This is a genomic window from Kribbella jejuensis (assembly GCF_006715085.1).
GTDB lineage: Bacteria > Actinomycetota > Actinomycetes > Propionibacteriales > Kribbellaceae > Kribbella > Kribbella jejuensis.
In genome coordinates this window covers 644,623-664,331 of sequence record NZ_VFMM01000001.1, presented here as the reverse complement: position 1 = coordinate 664,331, position 19,709 = coordinate 644,623, and the positions used below count along the sequence as shown (strand labels likewise).

19 protein-coding genes are annotated in these 19,709 nt (G+C 69.3%); 14 read left to right on the top strand and 5 right to left on the bottom strand.

From position 1 onward, the window contains the following. Positions 1-106: 106 nt before the first annotated feature. On the top strand, positions 107-3,664 hold the full coding sequence (smc, locus tag FB475_RS03125) for a chromosome segregation protein SMC (protein ID WP_185759318.1): 3,558 nt from the start codon (positions 107-109) through the stop codon (positions 3,662-3,664). On the opposite strand, the gene FB475_RS03120 is transcribed toward smc, so the two are convergent. Continuing rightward, entirely contained in the window at positions 3,661-3,984 is a 324-nt protein-coding gene (locus tag FB475_RS03120) for a nuclear transport factor 2 family protein (protein WP_141852344.1), read from the bottom strand. The genes smc and FB475_RS03120 overlap by 4 nt on opposite strands. 118 nt (positions 3,985-4,102) lie before the next feature. On the opposite strand from FB475_RS03120, the gene FB475_RS03115 reads away from it, so the two are divergent. The 3 genes from FB475_RS03115 to FB475_RS03105 are packed head-to-tail and all read left to right on the top strand — an operon-like array spanning position 4,103 to position 6,426. Beyond that, complete coding sequence (locus FB475_RS03115; RefSeq protein WP_272952050.1) at positions 4,103-4,639, top strand: sigma-70 family RNA polymerase sigma factor; 537 nt, start codon at positions 4,103-4,105, stop codon at positions 4,637-4,639. Further along, a complete protein-coding gene (locus FB475_RS03110; protein WP_141852340.1) occupies positions 4,632-5,303 on the top strand; it encodes an anti-sigma factor family protein in 672 nt (223 codons plus the stop codon). Before FB475_RS03115 ends, FB475_RS03110 begins: the two co-directional genes overlap by 8 nt. Positions 5,304-5,334: 31 nt before the next feature. Beyond that, positions 5,335-6,426 carry a threonine aldolase family protein gene (locus FB475_RS03105; protein WP_141852338.1) on the top strand — a complete coding sequence of 364 codons (1,092 nt, stop codon included), beginning with the start codon at positions 5,335-5,337 and terminating at the stop codon, positions 6,424-6,426. A gap of 135 nt (positions 6,427-6,561) precedes the next feature. Here the strand turns inward: FB475_RS03105 and FB475_RS03100 are convergent, their stop codons facing one another. Both FB475_RS03100 and FB475_RS03095 read right to left on the bottom strand, forming a co-directional pair. Then, positions 6,562-7,467 carry a M56 family metallopeptidase gene (locus FB475_RS03100; RefSeq protein ID WP_141852336.1) on the bottom strand — a complete coding sequence of 302 codons (906 nt, stop codon included), beginning with the start codon at positions 7,465-7,467 and terminating at the stop codon, positions 6,562-6,564. After that, complete coding sequence (locus FB475_RS03095) at positions 7,464-7,847, bottom strand: BlaI/MecI/CopY family transcriptional regulator (RefSeq protein WP_141852334.1); 384 nt, start codon at positions 7,845-7,847, stop codon at positions 7,464-7,466. The genes FB475_RS03100 and FB475_RS03095 overlap by 4 nt, the downstream gene beginning before the upstream one ends. A gap of 82 nt (positions 7,848-7,929) precedes the next feature. Between FB475_RS03095 and FB475_RS03090 the strand changes: the two genes are divergently transcribed. The 7 genes from FB475_RS03090 to FB475_RS03060 all read left to right on the top strand — a co-directional run bounded on the left by FB475_RS03090 (position 7,930) and on the right by FB475_RS03060 (position 16,486). Then, positions 7,930-9,333 (top strand): cytochrome ubiquinol oxidase subunit I, encoded by a 1,404-nt coding sequence (locus FB475_RS03090; RefSeq protein ID WP_141852332.1) that lies wholly within the window; start codon positions 7,930-7,932, stop codon positions 9,331-9,333. 9 nt (positions 9,334-9,342) lie between these two features. Further along, positions 9,343-10,323, top strand: a complete 981-nt coding sequence (gene cydB / locus FB475_RS03085) for a cytochrome d ubiquinol oxidase subunit II (RefSeq protein WP_141852330.1) — start codon at positions 9,343-9,345, stop codon at positions 10,321-10,323. Next, positions 10,320-11,945, top strand: a complete 1,626-nt coding sequence (cydD, locus tag FB475_RS03080) for a thiol reductant ABC exporter subunit CydD (RefSeq protein WP_141852328.1) — start codon at positions 10,320-10,322, stop codon at positions 11,943-11,945. The genes cydB and cydD overlap by 4 nt, the downstream gene beginning before the upstream one ends. Beyond that, positions 11,942-13,558, top strand: a complete 1,617-nt coding sequence (gene cydC / locus FB475_RS03075) for a thiol reductant ABC exporter subunit CydC (RefSeq protein WP_141852326.1) — start codon at positions 11,942-11,944, stop codon at positions 13,556-13,558. The genes cydD and cydC overlap by 4 nt, the downstream gene beginning before the upstream one ends. A 79-nt stretch (positions 13,559-13,637) precedes the next feature. Further along, a complete protein-coding gene (ftsY, locus tag FB475_RS03070; RefSeq protein WP_141857776.1) occupies positions 13,638-14,822 on the top strand; it encodes a signal recognition particle-docking protein FtsY in 1,185 nt (394 codons plus the stop codon). A gap of 73 nt (positions 14,823-14,895) precedes the next feature. Beyond that, a complete protein-coding gene (locus FB475_RS03065; protein ID WP_141852324.1) occupies positions 14,896-15,303 on the top strand; it encodes a YciI family protein in 408 nt (135 codons plus the stop codon). Further along, entirely contained in the window at positions 15,281-16,486 is a 1,206-nt protein-coding gene (locus FB475_RS03060; protein ID WP_141852322.1) for an RNA polymerase sigma factor, read from the top strand. Before FB475_RS03065 ends, FB475_RS03060 begins: the two co-directional genes overlap by 23 nt. On the opposite strand, the gene FB475_RS03055 is transcribed toward FB475_RS03060, so the two are convergent. Further along, positions 16,483-17,442, bottom strand: a complete 960-nt coding sequence (locus FB475_RS03055; RefSeq protein ID WP_202878243.1) for an asparaginase — start codon at positions 17,440-17,442, stop codon at positions 16,483-16,485. The two genes, FB475_RS03060 and FB475_RS03055, sit on opposite strands and share 4 nt — an antisense overlap. A gap of 13 nt (positions 17,443-17,455) precedes the next feature. Continuing rightward, the gene (locus tag FB475_RS03050) at positions 17,456-18,031 is read right to left on the bottom strand and encodes a helix-turn-helix transcriptional regulator (protein WP_141852318.1); all 576 of its coding nucleotides are present in this window, start codon (positions 18,029-18,031) and stop codon (positions 17,456-17,458) included. 51 nt (positions 18,032-18,082) lie between these two features. Here FB475_RS03050 and FB475_RS03045 point away from each other — a divergent pair, with 51 nt between their 5' ends. Genes FB475_RS03045 through FB475_RS03035 form a run of 3 tightly spaced genes read left to right on the top strand, consistent with a single transcriptional unit; the run spans position 18,083 to position 19,704 of the window. After that, entirely contained in the window at positions 18,083-19,045 is a 963-nt protein-coding gene (locus FB475_RS03045; RefSeq protein WP_141852316.1) for an NAD(P)/FAD-dependent oxidoreductase, read from the top strand. Between the two features lie 30 nt (positions 19,046-19,075). Beyond that, positions 19,076-19,519, top strand: coding sequence for an RNA polymerase sigma factor (locus FB475_RS03040; RefSeq protein ID WP_141852313.1), 444 nt, complete (start codon positions 19,076-19,078; stop codon positions 19,517-19,519). Continuing rightward, positions 19,516-19,704: a hypothetical protein gene (locus FB475_RS03035; RefSeq protein WP_141852311.1), complete on the top strand. Its 189-nt coding sequence runs from the start codon at positions 19,516-19,518 to the stop codon at positions 19,702-19,704. The genes FB475_RS03040 and FB475_RS03035 overlap by 4 nt, the downstream gene beginning before the upstream one ends. Positions 19,705-19,709: the final 5 nt, after the last annotated feature.

Sequence of the window (19,709 nt, the reverse complement as noted above, 5' to 3'; positions counted from 1 at the left end):
TAGACTGCGAAGCGGAACACCTTCCCCCGGGTAGCGGCAGCGTGACGAACAGCTACGGCGGTTCCTTAGGTACCGTCTGTCCTTTCACCGGTTGGAGACCTTCGCCTTGTACCTGAAGAGCATGACGCTCCGGGGTTTCAAGTCGTTCGCGTCCGCGACGACGATGAACTTCGAACCAGGCATCACCTGCATCGTCGGGCCGAACGGCTCCGGCAAGTCGAACGTCGTCGACGCACTGGCCTGGGTGATGGGTGAGCAGGGCGCGAAGTCGCTGCGCGGCGGCAAGATGGAGGACGTCATCTTCGCCGGCACCTCCGGGCGCTCGCCGCTCGGACGCGCCGAGGTGGTCCTCACCATCGACAACACCGACGGCGCGCTGCCGATCGAATACGCCGAGGTGACGATCAGCCGGACGATGTTCCGCAACGGCGGCTCCGACTACCAGATCAACGGCCAGAACTGCCGGCTGCTCGACGTCCAGGAACTGCTCAGCGACTCCGGTATCGGCCGCGAGATGCACGTCATCGTCGGCCAGGGCCAGCTGGACTCGATCCTGCGCGCCACGCCGGAGGGCCGCCGCGGCTTCGTCGAGGAGGCCGCCGGTGTCCTGAAGCACCGCAAGCGCAAGGAAAAGGCGATCCGGAAGCTGGAGGCGACCGAGGGCAACCTGCACCGGCTCGGCGACCTGATCACCGAGATCCGGCGCCAGTTGAAGCCGCTCGGGCGCCAGGCGGAGGTGGCGCGCCGGGCGGTGACGATCCAGGCCGAGGTCCGCGACGGCCGCGCCCGGCTGCTCGCCGACGACATCGTCCAGGCCCAGTCCGCGCTCGAGGCCGAGCTGCGTGACGAGGCCCGGCTGACCGAGCGCCGGACCGAGATCGAGGCGAAGCTGCGCGAGGCGCGCGAGCTGGAGGCGGAGCTGGAGGACGCGCTCCGCGAGGACGCCCCGGCACTGCAGGCCGCTCAGGACACCTGGTACCAGCTGTCCGGCTTCGGCGAGAAGATCAAGGGAACCGCACGGATCGCCGCGGACCGGATCCGGTCGCTGAGCGACGAGGCCGAGGAGCCGCGGCCGGGCCGCGACCCGGAGGAGCTCGAGCTGGAGGCCGCCCGGGTCCGCGAGACCGAGGCGCAGATCGAGGCCGAGGTCGAGGCGCATTCGGAGCTGCTCGCCGAGGCCGTCGAGCGCCGCCAGCAGCTGGAGGCGCAGGAGGCCGAGGAGGAGCGCCGGATCTCCGCGCTGATCCGGGCCGCCGCCGACCGCCGCGAGGGCCTGGCCCGGTTGACCGGCCAGGTGAACGCGCTGAAGAGCCGCGCGGCCGCCGCCGAGTCCGAGATCGGCCGGCTGGCGGCCAACCGCCGCGAGGCGGAGGAGCGGGCGGCCAAGGCACAGCACGACTTCACCGCGCTGGAGACCCAGGTCGCCGGGCTGGACGCGGGCGAGAAGGGTCTCGACGAGGAGTACGAGGCCGCTCAGGCGGTGCTGGACGAGCTGGACGAGCGGCTGGCGAAGCTGCGCGCCGAGGAGCGGGACGCCGAGCGCGAGCGCACCGGCCTGGCCGCCCGGAAGGAAGCCCTCGAGCTCGGTCTGAACCGTAAGGACGGCGCGGGCGCACTGCTCGCGGCGTCGGAGCAGATCAACGGCCTGATGGGTTCGGTGGCGGCGCTGCTGAGCGTTCGCCCCGGGTACGAGACCGCGATCGCGGCGGCGCTCGGCGAGGCCGCGGACGCGGTCGCCGTCACGCACGCCGACGCGGCCCTGCACGCCGTCGGCCACCTCAAGGAGCACGACCTCGGTCGCGCCGGGATGCTGCTCGGCGACGCCCCGGCCGACGACTACTCGCTGTGGCCGGCGCTGCCGTACGGCGCGTCGTACGCGGTGGATGTCGTCGAGTGCCCCGAGACGCTGCGGCCCGCACTGCGCCGGCTGCTGCGCAAGGTCGCGGTCGTGGACGACGTTCCGGCGGCGCGGTCGCTGGTTCGGGACCTGCCCGATGTCACCTGTACGACGCGCGCGGGCGACGTCCTCGGAGCGCATTTCGCGTACGGCGGGTCGGACGCGGCACCGAGCCTGATCGAGGTGCAGTCCGCCGTCGACGAGGCAGCGGAGAAGCTGACCGAGGCGACTGCACGCAGCGAGCGGCTGCGGTTCGAGCTGCAGGCGATGGAGGACGAGCGGGCCCGGCAGAAGGAGTCCGTCGAGATCACGCTGGCCCGGCTGCACGAGTCGGACGCGTCGATGGCCGCGGTGGCCGAGCAGCTGGGGCACTTCGGCTCGCTGGCCAAGGCGTCCCGCGGCGAGGCCGAGCGGATGGCCGAGGCGATCGCGGCCGCCGAGGCGGAGCGGGACAAGAACCTGTCCGGGCTGGCCGAGCTCGAAGAGCGGCTGATGGACGCCGAAGCGTTCGACGAGGAAGGCGACGAGCCGGACACCTCGGAGCGCGACCGGCTGGCCGAGGCGGCCAAGGCGGGGCGCGCGGCCGAGATGGAGGCCCGGCTGGCGCTGCGGACCACCGAGGAGCGGGCCCGGGCGCTGTCCGGCCGGGCGGACTCGCTGGAGCGGGCGGCGCGCCAGGAGCGGGAGGCACGGGCGCGGTCGATCGCGCGGGCGGCCCGGCGGGCGCGGCAGGCCGAGGCGGCGAACGCCGTACACCTGGCCGCCGGTCATGTGCTGGCGCGGCTGGAGTCCTCGCTGCAGCTGGCGGCGGCCGAACGGTCGGCGATCCAGGCGCAGCGGGCGGACCGGGAGCAGGCGCTCGCGCAGGCGCGGTCCGCGACCCGGAACCTCAGCTCCGAGCTGGAGCAGCTGACCAACACCGTGCACCGGGACGCGCTGGCGCGAGCCGAGCAGAAGATGCGGCTCGAGGCGCTGTACGAGAAGGCGCTGGGCGAGCTCGGCATCGAGGTCGACGCGCTGGTCGCGGAGTACGGGCCGGACCAGCTGGTCCCCGCTCTGCCCAAGGACGGCGAGGATCCGGCCGAGCTCGAGGGTGAGCCGTTCGACCGGACCAAGGTCGAGAAGCGGCTGAAGCAGGCCGAGCGGGCGCTGAACCAGCTCGGCAAGATCAACCCGCTGGCGCTCGAGGAGTTCGAGGCGATGGAGGAGCGGCATCGCTTCCTGTCCGAGCAGCTCGACGACCTGAAGAAGTCCCGCCGCGACCTGATGGACATCGTGAAGGAGGTCGACGAGCGGGTCGAGCAGGTCTTCACCGAGGCATACCGCGACGTCGAGATCGCGTTCGAGCACGTCTTCAGCCGGCTGTTCCCCGGCGGCGAGGGCCGGCTGGTGCTGACCGACCCGTCCGACATGCTGACCACCGGCATCGACGTCGAGGCCCGCCCACCCGGCAAGAAGGTCAAGCGGCTGTCGCTGCTGTCGGGCGGTGAGCGTTCGCTGGTCGCGGTCGCCTTCCTGGTGGCCCTCTTCAAGGCGCGCCCGTCGCCGTTCTACATCCTCGACGAGGTCGAGGCCGCCCTGGACGACACCAACCTCGGCCGCCTCCTGGAGATCTACGAAGAACTCCGCGAGAACAGCCAGCTCCTGGTCATCACCCACCAGAAGCGCACGATGGAGGTAGCCGACGCCCTGTACGGCGTAACCATGCGAGGCGACGGCGTCTCCGCCGTCATCTCCCAACGAATCCGCGAGCCCGAGCCCGTCTAAGCCGTGATGGTCATTGAGGCGAGGGAGTCGCCGGTGATCTCGAAGGTGAAGTGGGACGGGCCGTTGAAGCCGTTGCCGCCTACCTGGGTCAGGATGGTCAGGGGGTTGCCGGGGGTGGTGACCTCGGTGTTGGTGAAGGTCGCCTGTTTGCCGATCAGTTCGTTGGTGCTCCAGCGGCGGATCTGGTCCGGGCCGCGGAACTCGCGGCCCCAGTCGTCGACGTAGCCGTCGGGGGCGAAGGCCGCGACGAAGGCGTCGTTGTCGAGGGCGTCGATGGCGTCCAGGGCGCGCTGGACCGGTGCGGGGATCTCGTGGCTCATGCCGGTGACGATAGTTGAACCGGTCGGTGCCGGCGTACGTGTAGGGAGTGTGGCGGTTGCTGATTCGGTGGGTGCTTTCCTGGTGTCGGCACCTGGCGATCCCGGTATCGTGCGGTCGGTGGGTGACACCCCGGGACGGCGCGACGCCGAGACCCTGATACGCGCGTTGTACGCCGAGCACGGACGCAGCCTGCTCGCGTACGCGACCCGTTTGACCGGCGACCGGGCCGCGGCCGAAGACGTCGTACAGGAAACGCTGCTGCGGGCGTGGAAGCACGCGGACGACCTGGCCGCCGGGAAGGGGTCGGTGCGGGGCTGGCTGCTGACCGTCGCGCGGAACCTGGTCACCGACCGCGCCCGGGCCCGGGCGGCCCGGCCGGCCGAGGTGGCCGACGTCGTGGACAGACCACCGGTCGAGGGGGATCACTCCGAGTCGGTGGTGAACACCATGGTGGTGATGGAAGCGCTGGACAAGGTGTCGCCCGAGCACCGTGAAGTACTGGTGCAGCTGTACTACCGCGGCCGGTCCGTGGCAGAAGCTGCCAAAGAGCTGGGCGTTCCGCCCGGTACCGTGAAATCGCGTTCGTACTACGCCCTCCGAGCTCTGCGCGCGGTGTTGGCAGAGAAGTCCGAGGAGGAGGTGGCCCATGAGTGAGCACGACCGTACGCAGCTGGGCGCCTATGTCCTGGGTGCGCTGGAGCCGGCTGACATCGCCGAGGTCGAGGAGCACCTGGCCACCTGTGCGGAGTGCAGGGCGGAGGTGACGGAGCTGAGCGAGCTGACCGACCTCCTGGGTGAGGTGCCGCCGGAGGCGTTCCTGGAGGGACCGCCCGAGGACGGCGAGCTCATGCTGCAGCGGACGCTCCGCGAGGTCCGCTCCGCACCTGTGCCGCCGAAGCGGCGCTCGCGCTGGCTGATGGTGGCCGCAGCGCTTGTGGTGTTTGCTGGTGCCCTGGGCGGTGGAGTAGCGCTTGGTCGATCGACAGCGCCCGGCGGCGACCAGCCGGTCGCAGGGTCGAAGCAGGTGAGCACGGTCGACACCAACACCGGGACGCGGATGACGGCGACCGTGGAGCCGAGGCCGGGCTGGAGCTGGGTGCAGGTCCAGCTGACCGGGCTGAAGGCCGGAGACCAGTGCGAGATGGTCGTCACGAACAACGAGGGCTACACGTGGGTCGCAGGTAGCTGGGAGGTCTCCGAGAAGGCCGCACAGAACGGCAGTACGTTCGGCGGCGGCGTACTGATCCCGCTGAACGAGGTGCACTCGGTGGAGATCAGGACTGTGCAGGGAAAGCACCTGGTCACAGCCACGATCTGAGAGAGCTTGCCGGACAGGAGAGGATGGGCCTGTGGCTACTACCTCCGAGGACCTGCGAGAGCGACGGAAGAACGCGGCGGCCAACTGTGAGCGCTGGCTGTCCAACCGGCGGCTGCCGGCAGCGGACCGGTTGCGGCAGCTCGCCGAGGTGGTCACAGACGACGAGGTAGATGTCTACGGCAACGGCGGTGAAGTAGCCACGCTGGAGCAGGAGGTCGCCGAGCTCCTCGGCAAGCCGGCCGCGGTGTTCCTCCCGACCGGCATCATGGCCCAACAAGCGGTACTCCGGGTGTACGCCGATCGCGCCGCCACCAACCGCGTCGCGGTCCACGGGCTGGCCCACCTCCTGGTGCACGAGCTGAACGCGCTGGAGGAGGTACACCACCTGCGCATCGAGCGGATGACGTCGGAGCCGCGCCAGCCACGGCCGGACGAGCTGGCCGCCATCCCCGGCAAGCTGGCCGCCGTGACGCTCGAACTTCCGTTGCGGGATGCCGGATTCGTGCTGCCGACGTGGGACGAGCTGGTCGTGTTCGCCGGGTCGTGCGCCGAGCGCGGCGTACCGCTGCACCTCGACGGCGCCCGCCTCTGGGAGAGTACGCCGTACCTCGGGCACAGCCTCGCCGAGATCGGCGCCCTGGCGTCGACCGTCTACGTGTCGTTCTACAAGGTCCTCGGCGGGATCAGCGGTGCCGCCCTGGCCGGACCTGAGGACGTGATCGCCGAGGTACGCCGGTGGCAGCGCCGGCTCGGTGGCAACCTCTATTCGTTGTTCCCGTACGCCGTGTCCGCGCGGAACGGTCTACGGACCGTCCTCCCGCTGATGGCCGACCTGCACGAGCGGGCCGTCGAAGTCGCGATGTCCTTGCAGAGCGAGGGTTTCCGGGTGTTGCCGGAGCCGCCGCACACCAACTCGTTCCGGGTCTACGCGCCGCGCGCCGCCGAGTCGATCGAGCGCGTCGCGGTCGAGCGGATGGAGCGGACCCACGAGGCGTTGTGCGGTCCGTGGACGCCGGCCGACGTACCGGGGTGGTCCTGGGTCGAGCTGGTGATGACGCCGCTGACGCTGGAGTGGCAGGTCGACGAAATCGCCAAGGCATTCGGGGAACTTCTGTCCCGTTGAGAACGTCAGGCTTTGTATTGGGTGTGGGGATCCGGGGAGAGAAGTGCTGACATTCGTCGTCACCATGGTGGTTCTGTTGGTTCTGTCGGGGCTGGTGCTGCTGGCCGTCGCGCGAGGCGAGGGTAAACACTTCGGCTAGCTCACCGCGTCCACGATGGCCTTCACGATCGGGGCTGCGACGGTGATCGTGGGCAGGATGAGGAGCGCGGCCGCCGCCGCGTAGGTGATGGCTGACAGCGCGCGCTCGTTGCCCGCGGGCCCTGCGAGTCGTTGGACGCGCAGTACCGTGGCGGACTTGGCTGCGGCCAGGGCAGCGTCCGGCGCGGGTGCTCCCGCGAGAGCGACCAGGGCGCGCGCGAGCGGTCGTGCTCCGTTGCGGCGGCGGGCGTCGTCGTCTGCGAGCAGTTCCACCAGCGTGCGCGCCTGCTCGAGCGCTACGTCGCTCCGCACCCAGCGGGGGAACGCGTGGTGCAGCGCGGTGAACTCCTCGAGCACAAGGTCGTGCCGTGCACGCAGGTGAGCCTGCTCGTGGGCCAGCACTGCCTTGAGTTCGCTGTCGTCCAGGCGGTCCAGCGCGCCGACAGAGACGACGACGCGGGCTCCACGTAGTGCAGGCAGGCAGTACGCCAGTGGTGTCTCCTCGGCCAGCACGCGTAGCCCTGGGATCAGCCCGTCCGGTGTGGCCAGTACGTCGACCAGATCACGGTGCCGCTTACGCCTGGCTCTGGTGCCGACCGCGACACGTCCTTCGGCCCACAGCAGCCGTACGACGACCAGGGCGACCATGGCGAGGATCAGTGCGGCCAGCAGGTCCCGCGGCGACGACGGGTCGAACCTGGGCTGACCGGGACGGCCGGCGATCCAGTACGACAAAGAGATCCCTGCACCGAGCGCAGCCAGTACCGCGGCCAAGGCGATCGCCTGCCAGAGGATGACGGCGGCGCGGGGGACCCGGTAGGGCCAGTTGGAACGAGCCAGCAGAGCCGGAGCCGGGCCGGTGAGTACCAGCGCCAGGACGGCCAGCAGGACCGGGGCAGTCACCCCTGCTCGTCCAACCTGGACAGCGCCTCACGGAGCAGTGCGGCCTCTTCGTCGGTGACCTGCCCGACGAAACGGACCAGGGCCTCGCGGCGGTCACCGGCACGGTCCAGGGCGTCCCGCATGAGGTCAGCGGCGAGCTCCTCGCGCGGGGCGGCCGCACGATAGCGCCAGGCCTTGCCGTCGCGCTCGCGGTCGGTCAGCTTCTTCTTCGCCAGCCGGTCCAGCACGGTCATCACGGTGGTGTACGCGAGCTCGCGCGTGCCGGACAGCTGCTCGTGCACCTCGCGTACGGTCAGCGCGGCCGGAGCCGCCCAGAGCTGTTCCATCACCAGGCGTTCCAAGTCGCCCAGGGGGCGCGGGCCCTTCTCCTCACTCGCCACGTGACCAGTATAACTACAGGATGTAGTAGATCTGCGCTAGCATCTACTACGTAACGTCGTAGATGGGCTGGGAGGCCTTCCGATGGACACCCTCGACCTGGCGCGCTGGCAGTTCGCGATCACCACCGTGTACCACTTCTTCTTCGTGCCGGTGACGATCTCGCTGGTCGCGATCACGGCCGGCCTGCAGACCGCGTGGTACCGGACCGGGAAGGAGAAGTACCTCCGGCTGACCAAGTTCTACGGGAAGCTGTTCCTGATCAACATCGCGATGGGTGTGGTCACCGGCCTGGTGCAGGAGTTCCAGTTCGGGATGAACTGGAGCGACTACTCGCGGTTCGTCGGGGACGTGTTCGGTGCGCCGCTGGCGCTCGAGGGCCTGCTCGCGTTCTTCCTCGAGTCGACGTTCATCGGCCTGTGGATCTTCGGCTGGGAACGGCTGCCCAAGCTCGTGCACCTCGGCTGCATCTGGATGGTCGTGCTCGGCACGCAGCTCTCGGCGTACTTCATCCTGGCGGCGAACTCCTGGATGCAGCACCCGGTGGGTTTCCGCTACAACGCTGCGCGCGGCCGGGCCGAGCTGACCGATCTGTGGGCGGTATTGACCAACAAGGTGGTGCTCGTCACCTATCCGCACACGATCTTCGCCGCATTCATGGTCGGTGGGGCGTTCGTCGCGGGGGTCGCGCTGTGGCACCTGCTCCGGCGGCCGTCGATCGACCGCGATGTCTTCCGGAGCGCCCTGAAGATCGGCGCGTCCGTCGTGCTCGTCGCAAGCGTCGGTGTGGCGATCAGCGGTGACCTGCAGGGCAAGGTGATGACCGAGGTGCAGCCGATGAAGATGGCGGCGGCCGAGGCGCTGTACGAGACCGAGAAGCCGGCGTCGTTCTCGGTGTTCACGGTGGGCACGCTGGACGGGTCTAAGGAGATCTTCTCGATCAAGGTGCCGTACCTGCTGTCGTTCCTCGCGACCGGGCACTTCGGCGGTAAGGTGCAGGGGATCAACTCGCTGCAGGACGCGTACGAACAGCTGTACGGACCGGGCTCGTACAAGCCGAACATCCCGCTGACGTACTGGACCTTCCGCCTGATGATCGGCGTCGGGATGCTGTCCGCCGCGATCGCCGTGTGGCTGCTCTGGACGACCCGCCGCGGCCGCGCGCCGGCGCACTGGCTGATCTGGGCGGTGGCCCCGCTGCCGCTGTTGCCGCTGATCGCCAACACGTTCGGCTGGATCTTCACCGAGACCGGGCGGCAACCGTGGCTGGTGTTCGGGTTGTTGCCGACGGCATCGGGTGTCTCGCCCGGGACGACCGGCGGTGAGGTGATCACCTCGCTGGTCGGGTTCACCGCGCTGTACGGCGCGCTCGCGGTGGTCGAGACCAAGCTGATGCTGCGGACGATCCGCGGCGGCCTGGCCGGGACGGACGCGCCGCCGGACACCGACTCCGACCAGCCCGACAAGCCGCTGTCGTTCGCGTACTGAGAGGCCGACATGGAACTGACGACTGTGTGGTTCATCGCGATCGCGATGCTCTGGACCGGGTACTTCGTCCTCGAGGGCTTCGACTTCGGCGTCGGCATGCTGTACCGCGTGCTCGGCCGCAACGAGACCGAACGACGGGCCGCGATCGAGACCATCGGCCCGGTCTGGGACGGCAACGAGGTCTGGCTGATCATGGCCGGTGCGGCGACGTTCGCGGCCTTCCCGGAGTGGTACGCGACGCTGTTCAGCGGGTTCTACCTGCCGTTGTTCTTCATCCTGGTCGGATTGATCGTCCGCGGCGTCGCGCTGGAGTACCGCGGCAAGCGGGACGACCCGGTCTGGCGGTCCCGGATGGACGTGATGATCGTGGTCGGGTCGCTGCTTCCGGCGCTGCTCTGGGGCGTTGCCTTCGGCAACATCGTGCGCGGCGTACCGCTGGACCAGGCTCACGAGTACGTCGGCAGCTTCGGGACGTTGCTGAACCCGTTCGCGCTGCTCGGCGGGCTGACCTTCATCGCGGTGTTCGTCACGCACGGCGCGATCTTCCTGGCGTTGCGGACGACGCATGACCTGCGGGCCCGCGCCAACCGGCTCGCGACCCGGCTCGGCGTGGTCGCGGCGGTGCTGGCGATCGCCTTCCTGCTCTGGGCGCAGGCGCTGCGGGGCGACACGGCGTCGGTGGTGATTGCGGTGGCCGCGATCGTCGCTTTCGCGGGCGGTCTGGTCGCGAACGTACTGCGGCGCGAGGGGTGGGCCTTCGTCGGTACGACACTGGCGATCGGGCTGGCTGTGGTGTCGTTGTTCGTCGCGTTGTTCCCGGAGGTGATGCCGTCAACGGTTGCCGCGACCTCCTTGACCGCAGCGGACGCCGCGTCCTCGCCGTACACGCTCAAGGCGATGACGATCATCACCGCGATCTTCCTGCCGCTGGTGCTGCTGTACCAGGGCTGGACGTACTGGGTGTTCCGCAAGCGGGTCGTGGCCGCATGAAGCCGCTCGACCCCCGGCTGCTCCGGCGCGCACGTGGTGCCCGGGTGTTCCTGGCTGCGTCTGTGGTGATCGGGGTCGCCAGTGGCGTGCTGATCATCGGGCAGGCGGTGCTGCTGGCGCATGGCATCGCCGGCGTCGTACTGCGGGGCACCGCTGTCGGTGCGGTCGCGTGGGGTCTGGTAGCAGTCGTGCTTGGACGGGCACTGCTGGTGTGGGCGCAGGAAGTCGTCGCGCAACGTGCTGCGGCCGCGGTGAAGTCCACGTTGCGCCGGCAGGTGCTGGAGCACTCGTTGAAGCTCGGGCCCGTGTGGCTGAGTGGGGAACGGAGCAGCGCGCTCACCACGTTGCTGACGAAGGGCCTGGATGACCTGGATCCGTACTTCGCTCGCTACCTGCCGCAGTTGGTTCTTGCCTCCACTGTGCCCGCTGGGGTGATCGGATGGATGGCTACTGGTGACCTGATCGCGGCGGGGACGGTGGTGGTGACGTTGCCGCTGATCCCGATCTTCATGGTGCTGATCGGTTGGGTGACGCAGGCGCGCAGCCGGCGCCGGCAGCATGCGCTGGCTGTGCTGGCGCATCACTTCGCGGATGTTGTCGGTGGACTCACGACGCTGAAGCTGTTCGGTCGCGCCAAGGCGCAGGAGTCCGCCGTACGACGCGTGACCGATCAGCACCGGGCCGCGTCGATGGGGAGCTTGCGGGTCGCGTTCTTGTCGTCGTTCGCGCTGGAGTTGCTGGCCAGTCTGTCGGTGGCGTTGGTTGCGGTCGGGGTCGGGCTGCGGCTGGTGGACGGGAAGCTCGGGCTGGAGACGGCGTTGATGGTGCTGATCCTGGCCCCGGAGGCTTATCTGCCGCTGCGGCAGGTGGGGATGCAGTTCCACGCGAGCGCTGACGGGGTGGCCGCGAGCGAGGAGGTGTTCCGCGTACTGGAGACGCCGCTGCCGGTGCGGGGGGAGCGGACCGACGTACCGGATCTGCGGGTGACGCCTTTGCAGTTGTACGACGTGACTGTGACGTACCCGGGCCGTACGGAGCCTGCGTTGGAAGGGTTCGACCTGGAGCTTCACCCGGGCGAGGTCGTTGCCCTGACCGGCCCGAGCGGCGCCGGCAAGTCCACAGTCCTGTCCGTGTTGCTCGGCTTCGTCACCCCCGACCGCGGCGTCGTCGTGGCGGGCGGGACGGCTGCCGACGAGTTCGACCCGGCCGAGTGGCGCCGCCAGTTCGCCTGGGTCCCGCAGTCTCCCGGCCTCCGCCTGGGCACCGTGGCAGACAACGTCCGCCTCTCCCGCCCGGATGCCACCGACGCAGAAGTCCGCACCGCCCTGACCACCGCAGGCGCCCCCGACCTCCCCCTGAACAAACAGGTAGGCGAACAAGGCCACCAACTCTCCGGCGGCCAACAACGCCGAGTAGCCCTAGCCAGAGCCCTCCTGACCGAAGCCCCCGTACTCCTCCTGGACGAACCCACAGCCGGCCTGGACCCAACCACCGAAGCCGCAGTAATCCAATCCCTCGGCACCACCGGCAAAACAATCCTCATGATCGCCCACCGCCCCGCCCTGATAGCAGCAGCCGACCGCACAGTCCCAGTAGGAACCCGAGAGCTGGTGAACGCATGAACACCGACTGGGAGTTGGCGCGGCCGCGGGGTGGGGTGGTTTGGCGGCTTGTACTGGCTTTGGGGCTGGGGGTAGCGGCCGCGGGGTCGTCGGTTGGGTTGTTGGCTACTTCGGCGTGGTTGATTACGGCAGCGGCGGGGCAGCCACCGGTGTTGTTGTTGATGGTGCCGATTGTGGCGGTGCGGGGGTTTGGGGTGGGGCGGGGTGTGTTCCGGTACGTCGAGCGGTTGGTGGGACACGACGCCGCCTACCGGGTGCTGGGCGAGACGCGGGGGCGGATCACCGGGCGGTTGGAGAAGCTGGCGCCGTTGGGTGGGCAGCGGAAGGGGGACTTGCTCGCCCGGTTGGTGCTGGATGTGGATGCCGTACTGGACCTGTGGCTGCGCGTCCTGCTGCCCGTGGCCGTTGCTGTCATCACGGCGGCAGCCACAGTCGGGCTGTTGGCGCTGCTTCTGCCCGCCGCGGGAGCAGCGACGGCTCTCGCGGTACTGGTGGCCTGCACCGTCGTACCGTGGCTGACCGCCCGCACCGCCCGCCGTGCCGAGCGCAACCTCGCCGGCGCCCGCGGTGACGTAGCAGCCACCACGACCGAAACCCTGCTCACCGCAGCCGACGTACTCGCCTACAACGCCGTCGACACCGTCCTCCAAGACTTCACCACCCGCGACGCCCGCCTAGCCGCCGCCGAGCGCCGTTCCGCGTGGAGCACCGGCTTGGGCAGTGCACTCCTCGTCGTGTGCATCGGCGGCGCCAGCGTGGCAGCCCTCATCCTCGGCAGTACGGCGAACATCACCGGCGCCGTCTTCGCAGTACTGGTACTCACCCCGCTCGCCCTGGCCGACGTACTCGGCGGAATCCCCGCCGCCGCGCAGCTGGCGATCCGCAACCGAGCCTCCCTCGCCCGAGTCCAAGAACTCATCGACACACCGGAACCAGTAACCGAACCAACCAACCCCGTGCCGCTCCCACCCGGCCGCGACCTCCACGTGAACCTCCTACGAGTCGGGTACGACGACACCGACGTACTGAACGACCTGAGCCTCGACCTGCCGGCGGGAAGCCGCGTGGTGATCACAGGCCCCAGCGGCTCCGGCAAGAGCACGCTGGCAGCCGTCCTGCTCCGTTTCCTCGAGCCCCGCGGCGGAGAGGTACTCCTGGACGGCGTAGATCTGTCGAAGCTCGAAGGCGACCAAGTGCGCTCAGTAGTCGGCCTACTGACCCAGGAGAGCCACGTCTTCGACACGACCATCCGCGAGAACCTTCTCCTCGCCAAGCCCGGCGTCAGCGACCTGCAGCTGTGGAAGGCCCTCTACCGCGCCCGTCTCGGGGTCTTCGTCGAGAACCTGCCCGACGGCCTCGACACGATGGTCGGCGAGCACGGCGCACGGCTGTCCGGCGGTGAGCGCCAGCGGCTCGCGTTCGCCCGCCTGCTGCTCGCCGAGCGCGACGTACTCGTCCTGGACGAGCCCACCGAGCACCTGGACGAGGAGACCGGCCGTGCCCTGCTGGCAGACCTCTTCGCGGCCGCCGGCGACCGGACCGTGGTCCTGCTCACCCACCGCCCCGAGCTGGTACCCGATCACCTACCGCGACAGCTGGTTTGCCTGACGTGACGAATGCGTGCGGCGGGCCGGGCGTCTGTCAAGATGGGGAACCGTGTTGACCCCACAGCTGATCTCGATGCTCCTCCCGATGCTGACCGACCAGGCGCTGATCACGATCGTGGTCGCGATCGCGGTCGTGCTGGTCGTCGGTACCACCGGCCTGGTCGTCACCCGCCGGCGCCGCCGGGAGCTGCCCGCGGCCACCAAACCCCAGGTCGAGGCCCCCGAGACCACCGAGACCACTGAGACCACCGAGCCGCGGGTCGGCGAGGACGCGGAGGAACCGCGCGACACCCCGACCCGCACGCTCGAGGACACCGAGCTGCCGGAAACGACGACGACGCTCGAGAAGCCGGAGTCCGCGCAGGGCCGCCTGGTCCGGCTGCGCGCCCGGCTGGCGCGCTCGCAGGGTTCGCTCGGCAAGGGTCTGCTCGCGCTGCTGTCCCGCGACAAGCTCGACGAGGAAGCGTGGGAGGACATCGAGACCACGCTGATCACCGCGGACGTCGGTGTGGCGCCCACGCAGGAGCTGGTCGAACACCTGCGGACCCGGATGCGCGTCGAGGGTGTGGGTGCCGCGCAGGCGAGAGAGATCCTCCGCGAGGAGCTGGTGAACCTGGTCGACCCGTCGATGGACCGGTCGCTCAAGGCGAGCCGCAAGGACGGTCAGCCCGCCGTCATCCTGATGGTCGGCGTGAACGGGACCGGCAAGACCACCACCGTCGGTCGCCTGGCGCGCGTGCTGATCGCCGAGGACAAGACTGTCGTCCTCGGTGCCGCCGACACCTTCCGTGCGGCCGCGGCCGACCAGCTGCAGACCTGGGGTGAGCGCGTCGGCGCCCGGACCGTGCGGGGTCCTGAGGGCGGCGACCCGGCCAGCATCGCGTTCGACGCGGTCAAGGAGGGCATCGAGGAGGAGGCGGACGTCGTACTGGTCGACACCGCCGGCCGCCTGCACACCAAGACCGGTCTGATGGACGAGCTCGGCAAGGTGAAGCGGGTGATCGAGAAGACCGCCGAGGTCGACGAGGTCCTGCTCGTCATCGACGCCACCACCGGTCAGAACGGTCTCACCCAGGCGCGCGTGTTCGCCGAGGTCATCAACGTCACCGGCCTGGTGCTGACCAAGCTGGACGGTACGGCGAAGGGCGGCATCGTGATCGCGGTGCAGCGCGAACTCGGCGTACCGGTGAAGCTGGTCGGCCTCGGTGAGGGCCCCGACGACCTGGCGCCGTTCGAGCCCGAACAGTTCGTCGACGCCCTCCTGGACTGATGGCTGGACTGATGTAGAGAACCGGCCAACGGCTCCGTCTCCCGGGTAGACATCCCGAACTAGGAGGACCCTGATGACGAAGTTCATGCTGCTGATGAACATGGACGGCGGGAACTGCGACGTGCCGATGCTGGAGTGGGACAAGGCCGACATGGACGCGCACCTGAAGCACCTGAGCGACGGCCTCGAGCGGCTGCGGCAGAGCGGTGAGCTGGTCGAGGTGAACGGGCTGACCTGGCCCAAGCACGCCAAGGTCGTGCGGGCCAACGGTGTGAGCGCTCCGGTGCTGACCGACGGTCCGTACGCCGAGTCCAAGGAGGTCCTGGCCGGCTACACGATGATCGACGTCGAGTCGGAGGAGCGGGCGCTGGAGATCGCCGCGGAGCAGTCCGCCGCGCCGGGGCCGGGCGGCGTGCCGCTCGAGCAACCGATCGAAGTCCGTCGGGTCATGGATTCGGATGGCGACCTCGAAGACTACTGACGAGCATTTCGAGGACCTGCTGCGTGAGCTGACGCCGCAGGTCCTCGGTGCTGTCGTGCGCTGGTCCGGTGATTTCGCCGCGGCCGAGGACGCCGTCCAGGAGGCCCTGCTCGCGGCTGCGACCACGTGGCCGCGGGACGGTCGTCCCGACAACCCGAAGGCCTGGCTGATCCAGACAGCCTCGCGGCGGTTCATCGACGAGGTGCGCCAGCAGCAGGCGCGGCGGCGCCGTGAAGAACGCGCGGCGCTCCGCGAGGTCCCGCTCGGAGAGGTGGAGGAGTACGACGACACCCTCCGCCTGCTGTTCCTGTGCTGTCACCCTGAACTCACCCCGGCGTCTGCGATCGCCCTGACGCTACGAGCCGTCGGTGGGCTCACCACAGCTGAGATAGCCACGGCCTACCTGGTGCCCGAAGCGACCATGGCGCAGCGGATCAGCCGTGCCAAGTCGAAGCTCAAAGGCGCCAGCTTCGAACTGAGCGCCGACCCGGACCGGCTGCGCAACGTGCTGCACGTGCTCTACCTCATGTTCAACGAGGGCTACACGAGCACGAGCGGGCCCGAGCTGCACCGCAGCGACCTGTCGAGTGAGGCGATCCGTCTGACCCGCGCCGTACGGGCTCAGCTCCCCGAGGACGGGCAGGTGACCGGTCTGCTCGCTCTGATGCTGCTGACCGACGCCAGGCGGGCGGCACGGACCGGGCCGCGGGGCGAGCTCATCCCGCTGGCGGAGCAGGACCGGTCGCTGTGGAACCACGACTACATCACCGAGGGCGTGGCGCTCGCGGTCGAGGCGTTCGACACGCCACCGCTCGGCGAGTACCAGCTGCAAGCGGCGATCGCTGCCCTGCACGACGAGGTGGACCGCGCGGAGGAGACCGACTGGCCGCAGATCCTCGCGCTGTACGGCCTGCTGGAGAACCTGTCCGGCAACCCGATGGTGAAGCTCAACCGGGCGATCGCGGCCGCGATGGTCGACGGGCCCGACGCCGGCCTGAAGCTGCTCGAACCGCTGGACGCCGAACTGGCCGGCCACCACCGCCTGGATGCGACCCGCGGGCACCTGTACGAGATGCGTGGCGACCGCGAGACCGCCGCCGAGCACTTCCGCGCGGCGGCCCGCGCTACCACGAGCCTGCCCGAGCGCGACTACCTGATGGGCAAGGCAGCCTCCCTCAGCTAGGCGTACTGCGAGAACGCCGTCTCGACGTCGTCATCCGTTGCCAACAGCAACCGAAGCAGCACGCGTGCCTTGTACGGGTCGAGGAACCCGCCGTCGATCAGCCCGCGCTGCAGCAGATCGGTCTCGGAGCCGGGGGAGTGGTACGTGTTGCGGACCACGGAGCCCGCGCCGGTGCGCGATGTCAGGACGACAGGGATCCGCGTGGCCAGCTCTCCGAGCACCGGAGCGAGCGCAGCGGGCACGTGACCGACGCCGTACCCCGCTATGACGAGACCCTGGTGCGTGTCGGCCAGCCCGCGCAGGAGCAGTCCGTCGTCGTCCAGTGTGACTGTGTAGAGCGCGACGTGGATCCGGTCGAGCTCGGTGGGCTCGGCGCTGCCCTGTACACCGTCCAGCCGCTGCGGTCGGGTCAGAACGCGCACCTGGTCCTCGACGACGTGTCCGATCGGCCCCGTGTTCGGTGACACGAACGTCGCCGTACTCGTGCTGTGTGTCTTGCGTACCCAGCGCGCTGCGTGGATCTCCTCGTTGAAGACGACCAGTGCGCCGAGGTCACGTGCCGCAGGGGAGCAGGCGACGCGCAGGGCGGCCAGGAGGTTCGCAGGGCCGTCAGGACCGGCCAGGGTCGGGTTCCGCATCGCCCCTGTGAAGACGAGAGGCTGTGGATGCGGCCAGACCAGGTCAGCGAGGAACGCACTCTCTTCGAGCGTGTCGGTGCCCTGCGTTACCACGGCCCCTGCCGCGCCGGCCGCCACGGCCTTGGAGGCAGCGTCGACGACCTCCAGCAGCTTTGCTGCGGTCAGGTTGGCACTGGGGACCTTCTCGATGTCCTGGATCTCCACCTGGTGTCCCAGGTCCGGCAGTCCTGGCATGGCAGCGGTGAGGTCCGCGCCGGTCAGCCGCTGGCTGCCGGCCATCGAGATCGTCCCGCCCAAGGTGAACAACGCGACGCTCACTAGGTCTCTCCTGTCATCTGGTTCGCGCTCGGACATGCAGCCGCTCCCCCTGCGGGCCGTACAGACATAGCACCTCAGTCGGTCCAGGTCCCGGGTTGGAGAACCAGTGCGGCACGCGACAGTCGAACTCGGCGACCTCACCCTCCTTGACCACGAAGTCCTGGTCGCCGAGCTTGAGCCGGATCCGGCCCGACAGCACGTAGAACCAGTCGTAGCCCTCATGGGTCTTCTGCTCGACGTCGTTGCCCGGGTAGCCCTCTGGGAGGATCTGCTTGAACGCCTGCAGTCCACCCGGCCGCCGGCTGAGCGGGATGTGGATCGAGCCGTGCCGTTTGATCGGCTTGGCGTAGATCCTCGGGTCGCCGGTCGGCGGCGCGTCCACCAGCTCGTCCAGCTGCACCTGGTGCGCCCGGGCGAGCGGCAGCAGCAGCTCCAGCGTCGGCCGGCGTTGCCCGGACTCCAGCCGGGACAGGGTGCTCACCGAGATCCCGGTGGCGTCGGACAGTTGCGCCAGCGTCGTACCGCGCTCGAGGCGGAGCGCCCGCAGCCGCGGTCCGACCGACTCGAGAACGTCCTCGTCGTTTGCCATACCGGCAACTCTACTTGTCGAAAATGAAAACCACCACGCATCCTCGGAGGCATGACAACACAGACGCAGTACGACGTGATCGTGATCGGTGGCGGTGCGGCCGGGTTGAGCGGAGCGCTCGCCCTGGTCCGGTCCCGCCGGTCGGTGCTGGTGATCGACGACGGCACGCCGCGCAACGCTCCCGCCGACGGTGTGCACAATTTCCTCACCCGGGACGGCGTACCGCCTGCCGAGCTCTACGCCATCGGCCGCCAGGAGGTGCAGGGGTACGGCGGTGAGTTCGCCGACGCCACCGTGACGAGCGCACGGCCCGATGGCGACGGAGGCTTCACGGTTGAAGCTGACGGTACGGCGTACAACAGCAGGCGGCTGCTGGTGACTACTGGTCTCACCGACGTGCTGCCCGACGTACCTGGGCTGGCTGAACGCTGGGGGAAGGACGTGGTGCACTGCCCGTACTGCCACGGCTGGGAGGTCAAGGACCAGGCGATCGGTGTGCTGGCGACCAGCCCGATGGCCATGCACCAGGTGCAGCTGTTCCGGCAGCTGAGCGACGACGTGACCCTGTTCCTGCACACGGCGCCGGAGCCGACCGAGGAGCAGTGGGAACAGCTGGCTGCGCGTGGAATCGCTGTAGTCCAAGGCAAAGTCGAGCAGGTCGAGGTGTCCCACGACAAGCTCACCGGGGTACGGCTGGAGGGCGGGAAGGTCGTCGCACTGCAGGCTCTCGCGGTTCAGACGACCGTTCGCGCCCGTGCAGGTTTCTTGGCCGAGCTGGGTCTGGAAACGACGGTGGTGGAGGCCAACGGCGTAGAGGTCGGCACGGCGATCCAGGTCGATGCCATGGGCGCTACAGGTGTTCCTGGTGTGTTCGCGGCCGGCAACGTCAGCAGCCCGATGGCCCAGGTGATGCCGTCGGCCGCGGCCGGTCTGATGACCGCGGCCGGTATCAACTTCGATCTGATCAACGAAGAGACCCGCCTGGCCATCTCAGCCACTAGCAGCGCGCAGTAGTTGAGGAGTTGAATAGGCCCGGGAGGGCGGATGCGCGACACGGTCGACCCGGATTTCGCCTCGTTCGTCGATGCACGACAGGCCAGATGGTTACGTACGGCGTACCTCGTGTACGGCGATGTGCAACGAGCCGAAGCGGTATTGCTGCACGCCTTCGCGCAGCTGTCGATGCGCTGGCCGCGGGTGGACGACCCGGACGTGTTCGTGCAGCGCCTGCTCTACCAGCCCGCGCTGCGGCCGTGGAACCGGACGAAGCCGTTCGTGGGCGAGGAGGATCAGGTGAAGCTCGCACTGGCCGAGCTGACGCCCGCACAGCGCACGGTCTTCGTGCTGCTGCACCTGGAGGAGCTGACCGAGTTCGAGATCGGGGACCTGCTCGGGATGTCGCAGACGGCCGTCCACGCGCACGGCCTCAGCGCACTCGGTCGCTTCCGTACGGCGCTGGGCGCGGGGGATTGGCGGGACGCCCGATGAGACGCGAGGACGTGCCGCCGCTACTGCTGCAGGCAGGAGCCGAGCTGCCGGAGCCCGACCTCGCCGATGCGGCCTGGGCCGGCGGGCTGAAGACCCGGCGGCGCCGGCGCAGGGCGGTACTGATCGGCGTACTGCTGGTGATCGTCGCGCTGATCGTGCTGTCGATCGTGATCGAGGCCGGCTAGGTCCG

What these genes read in the sequence shown, in the direction of transcription:
- FB475_RS03060 (WP_141852322.1), top strand. Translation starts at nt 15,281, where the DNA reads ATGGCGACCTCGAAGACTACTGACGAGCATTTCGAGGACCTGCTGCGT.
- cydD (WP_141852328.1), top strand. Translation starts at nt 10,320, where the DNA reads ATGAAGCCGCTCGACCCCCGGCTGCTCCGGCGCGCACGTGGTGCCCGG.
- ftsY (WP_141857776.1), top strand. Translation starts at nt 13,638, where the DNA reads ATGCTGACCGACCAGGCGCTGATCACGATCGTGGTCGCGATCGCGGTC.
- cydC (WP_141852326.1), top strand. Translation starts at nt 11,942, where the DNA reads ATGAACACCGACTGGGAGTTGGCGCGGCCGCGGGGTGGGGTGGTTTGG.
- FB475_RS03120 (WP_141852344.1), bottom strand. Translation starts at nt 3,984, where the DNA reads ATGAGCCACGAGATCCCCGCACCGGTCCAGCGCGCCCTGGACGCCATC.
- FB475_RS03090 (WP_141852332.1), top strand. Translation starts at nt 7,930, where the DNA reads ATGGACACCCTCGACCTGGCGCGCTGGCAGTTCGCGATCACCACCGTG.
- FB475_RS03065 (WP_141852324.1), top strand. Translation starts at nt 14,896, where the DNA reads ATGACGAAGTTCATGCTGCTGATGAACATGGACGGCGGGAACTGCGAC.
- FB475_RS03045 (WP_141852316.1), top strand. Translation starts at nt 18,083, where the DNA reads ATGACAACACAGACGCAGTACGACGTGATCGTGATCGGTGGCGGTGCG.
- FB475_RS03110 (WP_141852340.1), top strand. Translation starts at nt 4,632, where the DNA reads ATGAGTGAGCACGACCGTACGCAGCTGGGCGCCTATGTCCTGGGTGCG.
- FB475_RS03035 (WP_141852311.1), top strand. Translation starts at nt 19,516, where the DNA reads ATGAGACGCGAGGACGTGCCGCCGCTACTGCTGCAGGCAGGAGCCGAG.
- cydB (WP_141852330.1), top strand. Translation starts at nt 9,343, where the DNA reads ATGGAACTGACGACTGTGTGGTTCATCGCGATCGCGATGCTCTGGACC.
- FB475_RS03050 (WP_141852318.1), bottom strand. Translation starts at nt 18,031, where the DNA reads ATGGCAAACGACGAGGACGTTCTCGAGTCGGTCGGACCGCGGCTGCGG.
- FB475_RS03040 (WP_141852313.1), top strand. Translation starts at nt 19,076, where the DNA reads ATGCGCGACACGGTCGACCCGGATTTCGCCTCGTTCGTCGATGCACGA.